This is a genomic window from Yersinia sp. 22-579, assembly GCF_030433455.1.
Classification (GTDB): Bacteria; Pseudomonadota; Gammaproteobacteria; order Enterobacterales; family Enterobacteriaceae; genus Yersinia; species Yersinia enterocolitica.
On the sequence record NZ_JAUJTZ010000014.1, the window covers coordinates 1 to 17,958 of the forward strand.

The window sequence follows — 17,958 nt, forward strand, 5'->3', positions numbered from 1 at the left end:
TTTGACTGACATAAACACTCCTTCATTAGGCCTCCATTATGAGGCAAAAAAGTGTCTACGAAACCCGGGTCTATTCAAATTACACTTTTAAGTGATTCAGGGTATGCGCTTACTGGTTACGAATATTGAGCGAGAATCACGTGATGATCGCTGCTTTTCTTTCGAGCCAGTAGGTGCTCCACGTTCGCTAACGAATACTCAGGGCATGCAGATAAACTGCTGGCTATATTTCTTTCGAAGAGCGTGGAATGCATACCAATCCCCGATAAAAAGGAGTTGGTGATGACTGTGACTAATCAGTTTGCTGCGCACGTTGGTCTGGACTGGGCAGATAAAAAACACGATGTCTATGTTCAGTTTAAAAACGTCGAACGCGTATTCCATGTGATTGAACATACAGCAGAAGCGCTTGATGCCTGGCTTACTAAGTTACACCAGAAGGTAAAAGGTAGAATCGCCATAGCTCTCGAGCTGAAGAAGGGCCCCGTGGTATATGCTCTTCAAAAATATCCCTTTATCACCGTTTTCCCCGTCCACGCTTTGTCACTGGCTCGTTACCGGCAAGCCTTCTCGCCCAGCAGCGCTAAAGATGACCCGCAGGATGCCGAGCTGGCATTAGAGTTAATGCTGCGTTATCCCCAAAAGATAAAAGCTATTGAACCCGACAATGCGGATATCCGGTTACTCCAGCAACTGGTTGAGCAGCGTCGTCAGTTGGTTGAAGATAAACGCCGTTTTGTGAACCGGATAATCAACACGCTTAAACAGTATTATCCTCAGCCCCTGGAGTGGTTCTCACATCGGGGTAGCTTACTGTTGTGTGAACTGATTATACGATGGCCCAGTCTGCAACAACTTAAACGAGCCAGGCGCGAGACGATCCGCAACTTTCTGAATGCCAAAGGCGGTCGCGCAATGGCCCTTACCGAGCAGCGTGTTGTAAGTATTGATAACGCGATCCCATTGACGACAGACCCGAGTGTTATAGAGGCTAATGCTTTGATGGCAACAGCACTGGCGACACAAATTAAAGTCGTGAGTGAAATCATCAAAACCTATGACGAACGAATCGAAGCGCTGTTTGACACATTGCCAGATGCGGGGCTGTTCAAATCACTTCCAGGCATGGGGCCGTGTATGGGCCCAAGAATGCTTGCTGCACTTGGTGATAACCGTGACCGGTTTAATAGCGCTGAAGAAATTCAAAACTACGCAGGTATTGCACCGGTGACAGAAAGAAGTGGCCAGAAATGCTGGGTTCACTAGCGATGGCAGTGTGCCAAGTTCGTCAGGCAGACCATTCGTTGAATGGGCTGCCAAAACGGTTAACTCATCATACTGGGCAAGACTTTATTATCAGGGACTGCGAGAAAAAGGAAAATCTCACCAGTCTGCAATCCGGGCTCTGACATTCAAATGGATAAGGATCATTTACCGCTGCTGGAAGACCAGAACCCAGTACGATGAAGCGAGGTATTTGCTGGCTCTCGAAGCGCGACACTCGCCCTTACTGAAGCCATAAAAAGCTTGTCGAATGTCTCAGGGCGTGAAGCAGTCGTTATGATCAAGTATCGTGTCCACATAACCTATGGCCCTTATTTTCCTGATGCTAGACCATAACATCACCAGAACTGCTATTAATATCTGTAGCAAATCTGCTGGCATAATCTTTCACTGCTCCTTCTTCCGATACGACCATTCTTGATGTGCGTCATAGGCCAATTAATAAATTATGGCAATGTTACCTTTCTTGGTGCAGGATTAGCTTATTTTTATAAGATAATTAAAAGGTGTGAATTATGGGAAACCAGAAAAAATTAAACGCTATACTTCCTTCTGAATCAATAATGAAAAAATTCACTAATCCAGTAAAATTCATAGAGTATGGAATTGAACAAATAGAATACCTTGTGAGAAATAAGCCAAATGATCTTTTTCAGATAGGCATTGCAGCGTGGGACCGTTTCTGCAATGCAAATCCTAACCAAGATAAATTTATATTTGGAAAGGAATGTCAAACTAATAACCCACTATTGTATAAAAAAGTATCAAGACATATAAAGGAAAATGTCATTAAAGATATTTTATACGTTCATGGAGAGGTTCAGGATCCAGAACTGGATGATAAAGAGACAGTAGAACTCATATTAGCACATTCCTACCCTAATATTTTAATGATCGTTGATGTAATGCTTGTTAACCCCTATGAACCAATAACCCCTCAAAAATATGATTTCCAAGAATATCGTGGCCTCGGGCTTTTCACCGAACTTCTGGAAAATGCCATACAGTATTGTAAAAAAGAAAGTATTGAGGAAATATATCTTACCGCTGCTGACATACCACTCAAAAATCATTTTGAAAAATATGGATTTGTTGTTCATGATACATGGATGGGTAAAGCTGCTATTGAGGTAGGACAAGGCATACCGATGAGCATGTACCTCTAATGTTAAAGAGCCATAGGTTAATTCAACATATTTTCTCTGTGGCTCAATTTTTTACCTAATATCTTTTTCAGTAAGAGAATGGTCAACTAATAGCTGATGAGTAATGGTTATTTTCTGGCACATAGTAGTCGACAGGAAATCATCAGGTCTGCTATGAACGAGAAGCAGAAATTAAAGCCACGATTCCAAATTTATCGCGCAATGTAACACCCTCCCTACAAAATGCTTTGCAGCTCCACTGAGGGTGACAACTATCATGATACTCACCGCCCACTGGGAAACAACCCCAAAAACTATCTTGGGATGTTACATTTTTCCAGTGGGCTTATCGTGTGTAATACACTCCTATTGGGATAGGTTATTATTTAGCCGCACATCTTATGAGATCCAAAATAGGAGGAATATAGAGAGCCTCTTCGACAACACTAGTTTTCTTAAAATGTTCAGAATGAAACTTCAAATGTTTTTCCAACGTATTTGCCCAAGAACTATCTTTTAAGTTTACTTCAACCTCAATGATTTTCTCAAAGCAGAATATCATCCTGGCCACGTACCAAACATATTGGTCATACATAGGGTCTCGCTCCTGTCTACAGTCCGGACTGTAGCCTTTCGAAAACTGCGGGTACTCCATGGCTAATTGCAAATATGCCTGATAGGCAGTATCTGCAATGGTTTTTTTTGCAATTTCTTTGCTTTGACTAATGGTTGTTTTAGCAACCAAAATCGCCCAAATAGCTACTCCAGCACTAACTAATGGAGAAATAATCGTAGCTAACTTAACTAACGTATCCATAAGAACCCTTAATGTTTTCGATTATATCCAGCAGGCTGGGCTTTGGTCTTTTTATATACTTTTAGCTTCCGCCTAAATGCTGCTAAATCTATATCAGCAGTACTAATTGCTATTTGGCCAGTCCCATGAGCATGAGAAATCAATTTATGATATTTCTCTTTGTACGGGGCTTGCATAGTTGAACCACCATACTCTCCCGTATTCGTGATAACAATATGCTGATACATATGCCATTGTAGTGCTGAAGCCATATTATCAAATGTGTCTACATCTTTGTTGTATGCTGCAATGACAAACATATCAGTCAAATCTCTCAGATCTGCAGCAAGCTTTATATCTGTTGCATCGTAGCAAATCGCACCAGTTAATTTAAATGGTCCTTCAGGGTGACCCTCAATTGAAATAATATGTTGGGATGGTCTATATCCTTGAACGCCAAGAGCCACTTCATCACTAGTCATATGATGTTTCCCCTGATCACGGATACGCCATTGGGTTCCAGACTCTGAAGAGTCTGGAATAATCCAACGAGCTTTGTTAACTATTCGACCATCTTGTTCACAGAAGACAAAGCCGGAAAAAATGATGGCTTTGGTTCTAAATGCCAGCGCTCTAACTATATCTTCATCTTCTGGGTGAACTGCCAACTCAGAAAAAACGATCAGATCAGCTGTGCTTGTATGATCCCTAGACTCAGTTTTAAGTTTTGCATTTAAAGTCTGCTCCGTTAGCTTACAGATTTCCGCAAGGTGCTCTCTGTGCTTCCAGCGCACATCGGGATTATCCAATGTCACGTCAGAAGGATGGAAATTATTATCCTTAGGAAATAACTGCTGAACCGTAACAATTCTAAAATGGTTAGATGTTAATTCAGGCCTATTGACAACAGTCGGTAAGGTTGGAACATTCGATGAAATGCATATCTGCGTATTTAAGTAACCTAGCCTTTCCAACAAACAGTTTTTAAACTCACTAAGATTAGTAATTGACAATATATCTTCTTGGTTTATATAAGAAGAAGAAAAACCTGGCCATTGCAATCCATGCTGAAGAAAACTTGCAAACCAATCAGTTATAGTTCCATATGAACCAACAATTGACTCTGGTGTATGTAACATTCCCATACGTCGCTTGTAAAACTGAGAATGGATACCATCATACTTATCTTTATCAAGTTTTAAATCATTTCTTTGGGTATAATCTACATTGCCTAAAGCAGCACTTCTTAGCACACTGCAAACCCAATAGAGTTTTTGTTCATCATTTTGAGTTTGTGGATAATTTGCCAACCACTCAGGGCTTACATAGCGTGGGTCTTTACCAGGTTTACCTTTTTTATCTGTAGAGCATGAAATACTAACATTTGGACGCCATAATTCACCCCATGAGGTTGAGTTACCGTCTAATTTTACTTTTATTTCATGTGGGGAATACTGCTTACCATCAAGTTGCCATACGTTTTTCTCTGTATCATCAAAAAGTTCAACTAATGCTACACCTAGTTTGAGAAGCGCATGTTCGTATCTAAATGGGTTTTCCTTGAAACTGATCACTGATGAAAGATAGTGCTCCGAACTATTTGGTTTTGACTCATATTTTGATATGGCCCATCTAAATTCGTTAATCCTATCTTTATCTTGCATCCTAACAATTTCTTTCCAAATTGTATTCCAGAATTCACCGCCTCGGAAAGCAAATTTTTTGATAATTAAGTCTACTACTTTGTTATTATTTGTATGAGAAAGTAGAAAAGCAGCATTTGCTCGGTAGTCTTTACTGATTTGAGCAGATATCTCAAATAGGTATCCATCACTACTATTCAACGGTTCTAAATGCTGTTTAATTAATACGCTTTGAAGCCTTGCAAGATCAAAAGAAGATTTATTACTAGCTATAAACGGTTTATTGATCACTGCGAGATAAAGTAATGCTTGCCGATATGTATAGTTTGGAATAAAGGATTTACAAGAAAGTATTTTTTGGGCAAATAATGTAACTTCACCCATCAATTTTTGATAATCGGCGACGTATTCTGATTGTAGGTTTCGATAGACATCAACGACGCTACGAAATATGTCAGAAAGAAGATACAACATTATATATTTATCAAGTTTATCACGATTGCGTTGTATTCTTGAAAAAATAATTTCAAGAATGGTGCTATAAGCATCTAGATTAGGATTTATAGCTATCGCTTTGCGAAAGATGACCATAATCGATGGATCTTTTAGCCAGGCTTTTAATAATTTTTTTGCAATCAGTGAAGATTCATTATCAAATTGCTTTCTCTCCTCAGGTGAAATTAGCTTGCTTTTTTTAGCCAAACTTTTTTCCAGCCTATGGGCAGAAAATCTACGTACAGATTCAACCTTTATCGACTTATCATTTTTAAACCCGGGAAATAAACTATCAACATCCTCTGAAAAATTATCCTGCTCGGTCAGTAATAATTGTTGAAGTGCCGGTATATTATTATCGAGTCCGTTACGCTCTGGGATACTCGAAGCTCCTACTTCATGCTGAATTTCATTGATTCGATTTGTAAGCCCACTTCCGTTATCAATATCTGAAAGCTCAAGAATATAAGTTTTGCTATCGTTAATTTTTAAATATGGTTCGTTATCTGACTTGTTTTGATCTAATGTCTCATCGAGAATCCCCTGAACTAATGCATGAATAGATTCCTTGACCTTATTACTTTCTAGTGCCTCTCCAGAAATCACCAATCTAATATCATCGACATATCGACAATAATCATGCAGTATTATTTGGCTATCTTCTATCTTAGTACGAAGCTTAGAAATTAAAGATTCATCAAACTCAATGAGATATGCATTCGCCAGAGCACCAGCAGAAGCCAACCCCTGGGGAAGACCAACATTTTCTTCTTTTATATCCAAACTCTCAAGTAAAGATAAAGATTCTTGAGGCCAATCCCAACTTAAAATCCGATTCGCCAAATTCCAAAATTCATTATCATTTATGAATTTAGATCCATAATGATTAGAGGATAATTTTTTGATTTTTTCTAACAGAAGATTTATTTTTATAGAACCGAAGAAGTTTTTTAGATCCAAACTGATAATATATACATCATCAATTCCGCTAACTTTATTTACAGTTTCCCTGCCTATATAGATAGGTCTTTGTAGAAAGCTTCGATAATCGGCAGAGAACTTCCTATAATACTCACTTCCTCCCCAACGAAATCTTGCCCTTTCATTGTCCCAATCACAGACAAGCCTATTTCCGTAACTAACAACCTTGTTCTTTACATGCTCGGCATAGCCAAGATTGCTCAATGAACAGTCTTTCTGTCTTGTTTCTATAGCATCAGCAAGGCACATCGTTACTGCTGTAGCAAAAGACTGATCCTTAATAGATATATTAGCCAAAGGCCTTATCTTTCTACTATCTTTATTGGTAGTCCACTTACCTTCATTAATGAACCAGCTTGCTCCTTTTGGAGCTGGTATCAATTCAATATCACTTTTGGAAAGAGCGCCCTTTGAGATCTCGCTTGACCAATTAGTGACTTCATCACTAATATCAAACGCACACTTGTCCAGCTCTAAAATATCTGCATACCAATTGTGAGTTCTTACAAAACTATCTGTTTTTTTCCATGCTAGCCCTAAAATAAATGAGTCCTTAAGGTACTCATATTTAGGCTCGAGGTTGTAATACTTTTTATCAAGTAGTTTCATTTTTTCTCAACTTAATCTTAAGCGCTCTTACTCACTTCAACTAAAGCAATGGCATTCACTGTTTGTATCAACCAAAATAGCTATTCTACCGTTCCTTCATCGAGGAATCCATGGTAAGTATCACAGGTTTTGTCGTGTCGAAGGACGCCCCTCCCTGAAGTAGCCAGTGTAGTGGCACACTGAATTTGGCCACCTGAATAGAGGTGATATCATCACCTCATAGTCAAAACAGGTGACATTATGACCGGACGTAACAGACGCAATTTTAGCCCCGAGTTTCGCCTCGAGGCTGCCCAGCTTGTACTCGATCAGCATTACACCGTTGCCGCCGCTGCCACTGCGATGAATGTCGGCAAATCCACGATGGATAAATGGGTTCGACAACTGAAAGAAGAGCGAGCGGGAAAATCACCCATAGCTTCACCCATGACACCTGAGCAGATTGAGATACGTGAGTTGAAGAAAAGACTTCAACGCGTTGAAATGGAACGGGATATATTAAAAAAGGCTACCGCGCTCTTGATGTCAGACTCCCTGAACAATTCTCATTAGTTGAGAAACTCAGGGCGCGGTTTCCTGTTGCCGTTGTGTGCAACGTGTTTGGGGTTCATCGCAGCAGTTATAAATACTGGCGGCAGCCCAGGAAGCCTGACGCCACGAGAGTGGCATTACTGAGCCTTGTGCGTGAAGTTTATCGCGAAAGTAACGGTTCAGCAGGAGCGCGAAGCATTGCCGCAATGGTCACCACCAAAGGTATAAAACTGAGCCGCTGGCGGGCAACAAAGCTGATGAAAGCGCTCAATATTATCAGCTGTCAGCAACCTGGCCATCGTTATAAGAAGGCGTCTAAGGAACACATTGAGATCCCTAATTATCTGGATCGCCAGTTTGCTGTTACCGAGCCTAATCAGGCCTGGTGTGGTGATGTGACTTATATCTGGACGGGAAAACGCTGGGCTTATCTGGCTGTTGTACTCGATTTGTTTTCCCGTAAACCGGTTGGCTGGGCGATGTCATTTTTCCCTGATTCCGCACTGACAGGTAAAGCCCTGTCGATGGCCTGGGAAGCACGGGGAAAACCGGCTAATTTACTGTATCACTCGGATCAAGGCAGTCACTATACCAGCAGGAATTTCAGACAGTTACTGTGGAGATATCAGATAAAGCAAAGCCTGAGTCGCCGGGGAAATTGCTGGGATAACAGCCCAATGGAACGGTTCTTCAGAAGCCTGAAAACAGAGTGGGTACCGGATAATGGCTACGCGAATTTTAGCCAAGCCAGCACGGCAATAACGAATTACATCACAGGATATTACAGCCAGCTCAGACCTCATCAATATAATGGTGGTTTGACGCCGAATGAATCAGAACGATTGTTCTGGAAAAACTCTAAAGCTGTGGCCAGTTTTTGTTGACCACTACATCCCATATGTTTAGCATTAGTGAATGCATTGATGTGTGGAAAAATACCTAACCCGCCACAAGTTACATCTGTTGTTGCCTTAAGGTGATATTTTTTCAGTATATAATATACAAACAGATGAGAGCAGCCAGCACAATTCATTGGCAGCCTAAATGGAATGTCTTGCAATGGTTGTGCAACGATATCATTCACTAGGAATTTGCTTTTTATTATTTCCGGGGTGAAGAATGTGAAATCTGGGAATTTTTTGAGATCAACGTCTTTAGCGATGTTAATGCCCATGGATCTTATTTCTTTTTCGATGACAGATTGCCCATCTTCAATTACATATAATTTATCCACATAGGTGGATATTTTTTTTATCAATCCTATGGGTAGGGGGTGTATAGCACCAAGTTTAAGTATGGAGGCATCAGGTAACGTTTCTTTCAAGTAGAGGTATGATGCGCCAGATGTTATAAAACCAATTTTTTTATCTTTTAACTCAATAGGGTTGATGTTGCTATTATTTGATAAATTGTCTGTCAATCTATCCATCGAATGAACAAAATCATTATTGAATCTTGTAACTTTCGGATTATCACTGTTTTTCATTCCCATGATAGTTGTAGTGGTTAATACGGCATAGCAGCTACTTTTAAATTTCAAGTTTTTGCTCGCTGAATATTGATAGTTTCATCTATATTTACAAGCGAACTAGTTTTACACGTAACAGTAGTAAGTCTGATTATCACAGGGAGACTGTATAGTTCACTTAATTTAAATGCAAGTTTTGTCAATTTTAGTGCATCTAAACTATCACTTGGTTCCAATATCGGGACGCCGGCACTTCTACCGTAATAACGGCAATCATTATAATCATCGGTTATTCTTCCGACATCGTCAGCAACTACAATAACAAGGCCCCCGTTTATCTGTGATTGTGCTGCTGAGATCAAGGCATCGTGAGCTACGTTTAAACCAACGGTCTTCATTACCGCTAAACTTCTAGCACCAGAAAATGATGCCCCCATTGCGACTTCTAATGCTACCTTCTCATTTACAGACCATTCGCAATAAATATCTTTATAATCCCTCATAATATCATCGATGATTGATGTTGATGGTGTACCAGGATAACCAGTAGCGACCTTAACACCTGACTCAAACGCGCCTCTTGCTACAGCATCATTTGCAGTAAATATTTTGTTCATATTAGCCTCGATATTTTATTAAATTATTTATAATAGATTACAATTGCTCCCCAAATAAACCCAAGGCCAGCACTAACCAATACCACATTACTTCCTTTATTAATTAAACCTTTCGATTCTGCTAAAAATAATGACAAAATGGGATCAAATTGCTCCATGTGGCCAAAGTTTGACAGGTATAATGATTTTGAATTTTCCAAGTTTATTCTTTTTAATATTTCTTCATGTGCTGACCTCTTGATATGCAAAATTGCAAGATAGTCAATATCACTCGGAGTCATATTGGATTTTTTCAATGCATTTTTTATTACAGTTTCAAAGTTATTTATTGATGTCATGTTCAACGTGTTTTTGAATTTCTCAGAATCATTCATGAGAAATCTTATTTGCATGTCACTATTGCCATGTGTTTTTTTTGTTTCTCGCGTTGCATAGCACATATTAGATAGAGAGCCATCACATTTGAAACTATCCCCTAATATGGTGTTGCTACAATTTTCATTGCTAATTAAAACTGACGCTGCTCCAGAACTTAAATCTAATAGAAAATGTGTGTTTGGGTTGTTTGTATCTAAATAATCCATGTCTCTACATCCTCCAACAAGAAGAATGTTGCTGTACTCTTGGTGCGAATCTAATAATGATTTTGCAATGGATATCCCTGCCAGCATTGATCCACATAAAGCGGTCATATCAAATGCCCAGGCATTATCAGCACCTAGATCCGAAGCTAAACTAATCGCCGTAACCCACATAAACTTCTCGGTATTCTGGCTCCCGACCCAAATTATTACATCCAAGTCTGTAGCGGTTATTTCGGATTTTTTCAAAGCATCTTCAGCCGCTTTAATTCCCATAAAATAACTTGTTTCATGACTGCGAGCTCTTCGCTTTTTACTAATTCCATATTTATTTATCAATATGCTTTCAGGAATCCCAGTTTCTTTAGATATTTGGGATGATGTTATTGTTTGAGGGGGTATATATAGCCCGATACTTGTAATTCCACAGCTCATGATTATTAACTCCTTAATGGTTTTCAATAACATCTGCTACATATAATAACCCCCATTAATGTTGAAATTTGCTCCCGTGATGTAGGTAGAATCCTCTTGTATCAGTAGGCGTACAACTTCGGCTATTTCAGTAGGTTTTAGGAGTCTTTTAATTGGTATTTCTTTTAAAATATTTCCCAGAGTGGTCGTTGGTATTTTACCCAATACCATATCGGTCTCAGTATATCCTGGGGATACAACATTTACTGTGATTCCGCTGCTTGCTAGTTCTAATGCTAATGCTTTGGTAAAGCCTACAACTCCAGCTTTAGCCGCGCAATAATTAGTTTGACCAAACTGTCCTTTTTCTGCATTAACCGACGAAATGTTAACTATTCTTCCATATTTACTTTCTATCATCTTACTTACAATTGGTTGAGTGATGTTAAATAGGCTAACTAAATTGGTAGTTAATACAATTGACCAGTCTTCAATGGACATTTTTTAAATGTTCTATCCCTTGTAATGCCTGCATTATTAATCAATACATCTATAGAGCCATATTCATTGATTATTTGTGAAATGAGGCTATTACATGAGGCATAGTCATTTATATCACATGGGAAATATATTAAATCATCATATCCTTCTGCATGAGAATCGTTTATCCATTTTTCACCCAATGATTTATTTTTTGATATAACAATAACTTTCAATCCTTCATTATGTAGCATTTTAGCTATAGAGGAGCCGATGCCTCGGGTTCCTCCAGTAACTAAAGCTATTTTTCCTTTCATGCCCACCTCGATTAATATAAGATTTAACTATTAATATTTTCGACAATCATTGCGATTCCCATCCCTCCGCCAATACATAATGTTGCTAATCCATAATGAGATTTTCTTCTTATCATCTCGAAAATTAATGTCGTAAGGATCCTTGCACCGGAAGCACCAATTGGATGGCCTAATGCTATTGAACCGCCATTGACATTTACTTTCTCAACGTCCCACCCTAATTTTCTGTTTATACAAATCACCTGGGCTGCAAAAGCTTCATTGACTTCTATTAAATCTAAATCTTCTATTTTTAGATTTGCTTTTTTAAGCACTTTTAGAGATGCTTCTATTGGCCCAGTCCCCATTAAACTAGGTTCAACCCCTACTTCTGCCCAGGCGATGATTCTAACCATAGGATTCAACATTAATTCACTGGCTTTTTTTTCAGACATTAAAATTACTGCTGATGCCCCATTGTTTATACCAGTCGAATTTCCTGCTGTGACGGTGCCATTTTTATCAAATGCTGGTTTTAAAGAATGAAGTTTTTCTAGTGTCGTATTTGGCCTTGGAAACTCATCTTTATAAAAAACTGTATCTGTAGCATTATTTTCCAAAAATAATGGCACAATTTCATTAATAAATTTCCCTTCATCAACAGCTTTTCGACATTTTTGTTGGGAACCATAAGAAAACTCGTCTTGTTCATCTCTTGTTATATGAAAGTGATTTGCTATATTTTCGGCGGTTACACCCATATGACATTTACTATATGCATCACTTAATCCATCGTTAATAAGTGTGTCAATTAGTTTTAAGTCGCCAATTCTTTTCCCTGTACGAGAACCTGACAGAATTCTAGCGGCCATATCCATATTTTCTTGACCACCGGCGATGACAATATCGGCATTGCCGCATTTAATATCATTGTATGCTAACGCTATTGCTTTTAAACCTGAACCACATACTTCATTAATGGTATAGGCACAGGTTTCAATAGGTAGTCCAGCTTTCAATGCTGCCTGTCGGGCGGGGTTTTGTCCAAGTCCTGCGGTGAGGACATTCCCCATAACAACTTCTTGAATAATTTCTTTGGATATTTTGACTCTATCAACTAGCCCCTTTATTACTTCTGCCCCTAAGTCAATTGCTGGAAAGTTTGATAGACTTCCCCCAAAAGAACCAATAGCAGTTCTTGCCGCTGATACAATAACAACATCGTTAGCCATACAGTCTCCAATAATTTATTATTTCATTTGTTTTACTCCATTGAAAATTTGACTTCATCACTCCTTAACTTTTTTTGGGGTGATTTTTCTCAACCGTTTAAGTTAATGATTTGTGATAAATGATTTTTTCCATTAACATCTGCAACATATAACTTTGTTCTTTGTTTTATTAGCAGAACCAAGTCCCTCAAACAAAAAAGGAAATTACCAGGGTAGGCCTCTGTCTATTGCTTAAAGTAACCTGCTTGTTATGCGGTAGTGATGTACTGAAATGTGGGAGGTTCAACCACAGTTTTGCGGGCTAATTTGTTTTAGCAATATGAGAAGTTCTGTTTAAGACATGATGCTAGCTAATATAAAAAGCAGAACACTAAACGACCTGTTCTGCTTTTATTGTATTCGTCAATTACTGATATTCTTAATTAGGATATTTATCTTTTCTGCACCCGGCTCCATACATAAGGAGGCAGAAAAGCATCACTGCATGCATCCAGATAATCCGACCACCATTGCATCATCGCTTTACGGGCATCGAGATATTCTGCTTTATGGATGTAAGCCGCTCGAACGCTATTGCGTTCCTGGTGACTCATCTGCCGTTCAACCGCACCCTGTGCCCATAGGCCAGACTCCATCAGGGCACTACAGGCCATTGCACGAAACCCGTGGCCGCAGATTTCATCTTTTGTGTCATAGCCCATCAGGCGTAGCGCCTTATTGACCGTGTTTTCACACATCGGTTTATATGGATTGTGATCGCCGGGGAATACCAGCTCCTGATGCCCGGATATTTCCCGTATCTGTTCCAGAATAGTGATGGACTGACGGGAGAGTGGAACGATGTGTGGAGTGCGCATTTTTGCACCACGCCCAGAATAGCGGACACCAGGGATAGCTTCGCGTGTGGCTGGAATGGTCCAGATTTTGTTTCTGATATCGATCTCAGACCAACGGGCGAAGCGCAGCTCGCTGGAGCGGATAAATAGGTGAAGGGTGAGTGATACGGCCAGGCGGGTTAACTCTCGTCCTTGCTGGTAGTCCTCAATGCGAGCCAATAGTTCCGGCAGTCGCTCCAGCGGAAGGGCAGGGTAGTGGCGTTTAACGGGCGGGGCGATGATACCGTCCAGATTTGCTGCAGGATTCTGCTCTATCAACTCATTATGTACGGCATGACGCATGATGTTGCACATATGCTGCCGGGTACGTGCTGCGACTTCCAGCAGACCTTTTTGCTCAATGCCTTTCAGCAGGTCGATAAAGTGACGGGGTTTCAGTTCAGCTACCGGCAAGTGTCCAATCACAGGAAATATATGATTGTTCATGCTGGCAAGCAGACGGGAGGCGTGGTTCTCTGACCATGTTCGGTTGCTTTTATGCCAGTCCAGTGCCACATACTTAAAAGTTTTTTCTGGCGAGGAAGTGGCTCTTTCAGCAGAGCGCTGTTGTGCTGGATTGATATTATGCGCCAGCAATTTACGGATACCATCACGCTGTTGACGAGCATCAGCCAAAGATACGTCGGGGTAGGCGCCTAAGCCAAGGCGGGATTCTTTACTATTGATACGATATTTGAGATACCAGAGACGTGAACCGACTGGATTTACTAATAGGTACAGGCCGTGAGAATCGGAAACTTTGAAGGGTTTTGCAGATGATTTTAAGTTGCGGATTTTTGAGTCGTTAAGAGACATTTGGGGGTCACTCCGTCATCGAACCAACATGACCCCAAATCTGACCACCAAATTCTCCCGATGCGGAGGGAAAACTGAAAATACATCGGGAAGATTTTTCGCGCTAACTTATTGAATCTAAATCGTATAAAGATTCGCAAAGAGGCATGAAAACACAAATTTGGCTCCTCTGACTGGACTCGAACCAGTGACATACGGATTAACAGTCCGCCGTTCTACCGACTGAACTACAGAGGAATCGTGTGAACGGGGCGAATAATAGCGGGGTATGAGGAACATGTCAAAGGGGGAAACAGCAAAAGTAGATCGTTTGCTTACAGTTTGTGCAACTTGTTGAGATTTTTGGCTTTTCGTTCAACATTTACCCGTAAAACGGGTCTGATAGCCGGAAAAATGACGGGCAGCGGTGTTGGTTCTCTGCCCGCCAGGGCGCTTACTGTGGCGCATCCGTTAGGACAAACATGCCATACGGGTGAATTTGCAGATAATAGCTATCGCCAGGAGCGGGTTGCAATTGCGTCGCGTTGACTTGTAATAGCAATGATTGACCCTGCCAATCGACTAATACTTCATATTGCGGCCCCATATAAGCCACTTTATTGATAGTGCAGCGCTGGCTTGGATCACCTTGCTGGCTTAACGTAATGGCTTCTGGCCTTACACCGACCGTAGCTTGCTGATATCCATCAGCAAACCCTTGCGGGCGCGGAATGTGATAACCAAAAATTTCAACGCTATCACTGTTGATTCGTGCAGGGAATACGTTGGCATCACCCATAAAACTGGCCATAAAGTGAGACGCAGGGTGGCGGTATAACTCCTGTGGTGCACCGATTTGCATGATTTTGCCTTTATTCATCACCAAAACGGTATCAGAGACGGCAAAAGCCTCGCTTTGGTCGTGCGTAACATACAGCGAAGTAATATTAAACTGCTGCTGCAATTCACGAATTTTATCGCGCATACTGCGGCGTAGGTTGGCATCCAGGTTACTGAGCGGCTCATCAAACAATAGCACTTTAGGTTTTAGGATAAGGGCCCGAGCCAGTGCCACTCGTTGCTGTTGCCCACCAGAAATCTGATCAACAAAACGATCAGCAAACCCGTCTAAATCCACCAACGCCAGCGCTTCTTTCACCCGCTCGCGAATTTCATCTTTCGGCCGCCCTAGCATTTTCAAGCCATAACCAATGTTCTCGCCCAGTGACATATGCGGGAACAGGGCATAGGACTGAAACACCATACAGATATCTCGCTGCTGGATAGATCTGTCAGTGACATCTTCACCATCGATAAAAATTTGCCCACCAGTGGGTTTTTCCAGCCCAGCGACCAGCCGTAATACGGTGGTTTTACCGCAGCCAGATGGCCCCAGCAGCGTGACCATTTCGCCTTTGGGGATAGCTAGATTTAAATCATCAATAACGGTATTGGTGCCAAAACGCTTGGTGACATGTTTGAGTTCGACAAAATGCTTTTTATCAGACCCATGATTTTTATCAGATTCATAGCTTTCGTTAGTCATTATGTTAAGCCTTATCAGTGCGCCGTTATTCAGCATTACTGGCTTTCGAGCGGGCAATACGCGCTTCGCCAACCAGGTAATCAAACAGGAAGATGATGGCAAGCATCACCACAATCAGGATGGATCCATAGGCAATCGCGATACCGTATTCGCCATCTTCCACCCGGTTAAGGATGTAAGAGGTGGCGACTCGGGTGTCCGGCGTTACCAGGAAAACAATGGCACTGACAGTGGTCATCGCCCGCACAAAGCTATAAATCAGCGCCGATAGAATCGCCGGGCGCAGTAATGGCAGCAAAATGTAAATCACGGTACGTAGTGAACCGGCCCGCAAGCTGAGTGAGGCCTCATCCAGCGATTTATCAAGTTGGCCCAGACCAGCAATCCCGGCGCGTATCCCGACGGGCACATTGCGCATCACCATTGAGATAATGACGATAGCTGCCGTACCGGTCAGGTACACCGGAGCACTGTTAAAGGCCAGAATATAGGAGACGCCCGCCACGGTTCCGGGGACGGCGAAACAGAGCATAGTGCTGAATTCGATGGTTTTTTTACCACGGAATTGCTGACGTACCACGATATAGGCAATCAGCAGACCAAAGGCGGCCGTGATAGGGGCGGCAATGCCAGCGTACAACAGCGTATCGAGCAGCGAAGGCCATGCGCCATCACTGAAACCTTGCCCAAATAACTGATTGAAGTTATTGAGCGTCAGGGTGTAATCGACTCCCCAGTTGACAGTGAAGCTGCCATAGAAAATGCTGCCGTACAGCAATACGTTAAAGGCAATCCACACATACAGCATGGCAGTTGTGCCCCAGACTAATGAGACCGGCAAGGGCTGAACATCACCGCGTGAAGATTTACCGGAGATGGTGACGTAGGAGCGTTTGCCTATCCACATATACTGAATACAGAAGATAAATAGCGAGAACATCAGCAGGATGACACCCAGTGTCGACGCTGCCGGATAGTCAAGTTGTGCGCCGGTAATATAGAAGTAGATTTGCGTGGCGAGCACGTCAAAGTTCCCGCCTAATACCAGTGGGTTACTGAAATCAGCCAGTGATTGCACGATGACAATTAAGAATGAGTTCGCCAGAGCCGGTTTCAATAGCGGCAGGAATACTTGCATAAAGGTCTGCCAACGGCTGGCCCGCAAGGTATAAGAGGCTTCTTCCAACGACGGGTGAATCGTTTTTATCGCACCATCGAGGATCATAAATGACATCGGCGTAAAGGCCAGTACTTGCGCCAACCAGATACCGGTAAAACCATACAGCCAGTTAGTATTTGTCAGCCCGAACCAGGTGACCATTAATTCGGTCACGTAACCGGAGCGGCCCATCATCAAGGTGACACCCAATCCAACCACAAAAGGCGGGGTGACAATCGGCAAAATCGAGAAAATTCGCCCCAGCAATGCTGAGCGTTTAGCAATTCGCGTGGTGTATATGGCTAACACCATGCCAAAGAAGGTACAGCCGATACCGACCGCAACCGATAGCACAAATGAATTCCAGATAACTTGCAGGATATGAGCCTGCCCAAGGATCGCCATAAATTGCCAGGGCGCAAAAGCCCCACTTTCATCAGTAAAGATGGGAATGAAAATAGCGATACTGGGAAACAGGATAAACACGGTGATCAGGGCAATAATGGTGACCAGCGAACCGAGGACAAAACGATCGCCTCCCAGCCATTCCAGGCGAGCGAGCGCCAGTGTGATGATGGCTCCCAGGGCAATAAACAAGCCAATCGTGGCAAAACCCAGCCCGCGTTGCAGCCAGGCCGAAGTGATAACCACGAACAGAGCGCAGAATAGGGCGAAACCGGCATCAAACAGGTGTCGGGTGCGGTGTTCGCGTCCTTGGGGGGACAGTGGCCGGAAAAGCAGCACTAATGGCAAGGCAAACCATAATGTGCTGATGTTCAGACTGGACCAGCCATAGGCGGCCAGTAGCTCAGAACGGCTGGCCTCAAGCAGACCATAATCCAGACTGAACGCGGGTAATAAGGCAAAAGCAGCCACGGCAAAGGCCAACCAATAGAAAATGGTATCCCGTGTCTGCGGGAGCCGCAGAGCATGTGAGTGAGTCATGGTGTTCCCCAGATCTAACCTTCGCCCTTGACGCTACAGCGCGGTGCTACCGCGCCAAGGGCTTGG

11 protein-coding genes, 1 tRNA gene and 2 pseudogenes are annotated in these 17,958 nt (G+C 42.0%); 3 read left to right on the plus strand and 11 right to left on the minus strand.

Features of this window, described 5'->3' with window-relative positions; translation table 11 throughout:
• The first annotated feature begins 282 nt into the window (after window positions 1-282).
• Both QSV56_RS16450 and QSV56_RS16455 read left to right on the plus strand, forming a co-directional pair.
• A pseudogene (locus tag QSV56_RS16450) lies at window positions 283-1,522 on the plus strand (IS110 family transposase).
• Window positions 1,523-1,799: 277 nt separating this feature from the next.
• Window positions 1,800-2,450 (plus strand): GNAT family N-acetyltransferase, encoded by a 651-nt coding sequence (locus QSV56_RS16455; protein ID WP_248463893.1) that lies wholly within the window; start codon window positions 1,800-1,802, stop codon window positions 2,448-2,450.
• 361 nt (window positions 2,451-2,811) lie between these two features.
• On the opposite strand, the gene drt1b is transcribed toward QSV56_RS16455, so the two are convergent.
• Both drt1b and drt1a read right to left on the minus strand, forming a co-directional pair.
• Window positions 2,812-3,246 carry an antiviral protein Drt1b gene (drt1b, locus tag QSV56_RS16460; protein ID WP_301212982.1) on the minus strand — a complete coding sequence of 145 codons (435 nt, stop codon included), beginning with the start codon at window positions 3,244-3,246 and terminating at the stop codon, window positions 2,812-2,814.
• 8 nt (window positions 3,247-3,254) lie between these two features.
• Window positions 3,255-6,953 carry an antiviral reverse transcriptase Drt1a gene (gene drt1a, locus QSV56_RS16465; RefSeq protein WP_301212983.1) on the minus strand — a complete coding sequence of 1,233 codons (3,699 nt, stop codon included), beginning with the start codon at window positions 6,951-6,953 and terminating at the stop codon, window positions 3,255-3,257.
• Between the two features lie 240 nt (window positions 6,954-7,193).
• On the opposite strand from drt1a, the gene QSV56_RS16470 reads away from it, so the two are divergent.
• A protein-coding gene (locus QSV56_RS16470) for an IS3 family transposase (protein WP_137399272.1) occupies window positions 7,194-8,368 on the plus strand; the annotation gives its coding sequence in 2 pieces (ribosomal slippage) (window positions 7,194-7,452 and window positions 7,452-8,368; 1,176 coding nt in all).
• Here the strand turns inward: QSV56_RS16470 and QSV56_RS16475 are convergent.
• The 9 genes and pseudogenes from QSV56_RS16475 to QSV56_RS16520 form a co-directional block, all read right to left on the minus strand.
• Window positions 8,287-8,970 (minus strand): hypothetical protein, encoded by a 684-nt coding sequence (locus tag QSV56_RS16475; protein WP_301212984.1) that lies wholly within the window; start codon window positions 8,968-8,970, stop codon window positions 8,287-8,289. The genes QSV56_RS16470 and QSV56_RS16475 overlap by 82 nt on opposite strands.
• Before the next feature lie 50 nt (window positions 8,971-9,020).
• Window positions 9,021-9,569, minus strand: a complete 549-nt coding sequence (locus tag QSV56_RS16480) for a hypothetical protein (protein WP_301212985.1) — start codon at window positions 9,567-9,569, stop codon at window positions 9,021-9,023.
• Between the two features lie 23 nt (window positions 9,570-9,592).
• Window positions 9,593-10,585: a 3-oxoacyl-ACP synthase gene (locus tag QSV56_RS16485; RefSeq protein WP_050917463.1), complete on the minus strand. Its 993-nt coding sequence runs from the start codon at window positions 10,583-10,585 to the stop codon at window positions 9,593-9,595.
• Between the two features lie 36 nt (window positions 10,586-10,621).
• Window positions 10,622-11,361: pseudogene (gene phbB, locus QSV56_RS21985) on the minus strand (acetoacetyl-CoA reductase).
• 23 nt (window positions 11,362-11,384) lie between these two features.
• Window positions 11,385-12,572, minus strand: coding sequence for an acetyl-CoA C-acetyltransferase (locus tag QSV56_RS16500; RefSeq protein ID WP_301212988.1), 1,188 nt, complete (start codon window positions 12,570-12,572; stop codon window positions 11,385-11,387).
• A 431-nt stretch (window positions 12,573-13,003) separates the two neighbouring features.
• Window positions 13,004-14,263 carry an integrase arm-type DNA-binding domain-containing protein gene (locus tag QSV56_RS16505; RefSeq protein ID WP_050917460.1) on the minus strand — a complete coding sequence of 420 codons (1,260 nt, stop codon included), beginning with the start codon at window positions 14,261-14,263 and terminating at the stop codon, window positions 13,004-13,006.
• 161 nt (window positions 14,264-14,424) lie between these two features.
• Window positions 14,425-14,500 (minus strand) — tRNA-Asn (locus QSV56_RS16510).
• Window positions 14,501-14,696: 196 nt separating this feature from the next.
• Window positions 14,697-15,788, minus strand: a complete 1,092-nt coding sequence (gene fbpC, locus QSV56_RS16515) for a ferric ABC transporter ATP-binding protein (RefSeq protein WP_050131874.1) — start codon at window positions 15,786-15,788, stop codon at window positions 14,697-14,699.
• Between the two features lie 25 nt (window positions 15,789-15,813).
• Window positions 15,814-17,892, minus strand: a complete 2,079-nt coding sequence (locus tag QSV56_RS16520; protein ID WP_019082828.1) for an iron ABC transporter permease — start codon at window positions 17,890-17,892, stop codon at window positions 15,814-15,816.
• Window positions 17,893-17,958: the final 66 nt, after the last annotated feature.

What these genes read in the sequence shown, in the direction of transcription:
- QSV56_RS16455 (WP_248463893.1), top strand. Translation starts at nt 1,800, where the DNA reads ATGGGAAACCAGAAAAAATTAAACGCTATACTTCCTTCTGAATCAATA.
- QSV56_RS16475 (WP_301212984.1), bottom strand. Translation starts at nt 8,970, where the DNA reads ATGAAAAACAGTGATAATCCGAAAGTTACAAGATTCAATAATGATTTT.
- drt1a (WP_301212983.1), bottom strand. Translation starts at nt 6,953, where the DNA reads ATGAAACTACTTGATAAAAAGTATTACAACCTCGAGCCTAAATATGAG.
- QSV56_RS16485 (WP_050917463.1), bottom strand. Translation starts at nt 10,585, where the DNA reads ATGAGCTGTGGAATTACAAGTATCGGGCTATATATACCCCCTCAAACA.
- QSV56_RS16520 (WP_019082828.1), bottom strand. Translation starts at nt 17,892, where the DNA reads ATGACTCACTCACATGCTCTGCGGCTCCCGCAGACACGGGATACCATT.
- QSV56_RS16505 (WP_050917460.1), bottom strand. Translation starts at nt 14,263, where the DNA reads ATGTCTCTTAACGACTCAAAAATCCGCAACTTAAAATCATCTGCAAAA.
- fbpC (WP_050131874.1), bottom strand. Translation starts at nt 15,788, where the DNA reads ATGACTAACGAAAGCTATGAATCTGATAAAAATCATGGGTCTGATAAA.
- QSV56_RS16480 (WP_301212985.1), bottom strand. Translation starts at nt 9,569, where the DNA reads ATGAACAAAATATTTACTGCAAATGATGCTGTAGCAAGAGGCGCGTTT.
- drt1b (WP_301212982.1), bottom strand. Translation starts at nt 3,246, where the DNA reads ATGGATACGTTAGTTAAGTTAGCTACGATTATTTCTCCATTAGTTAGT.
- QSV56_RS16500 (WP_301212988.1), bottom strand. Translation starts at nt 12,572, where the DNA reads ATGGCTAACGATGTTGTTATTGTATCAGCGGCAAGAACTGCTATTGGT.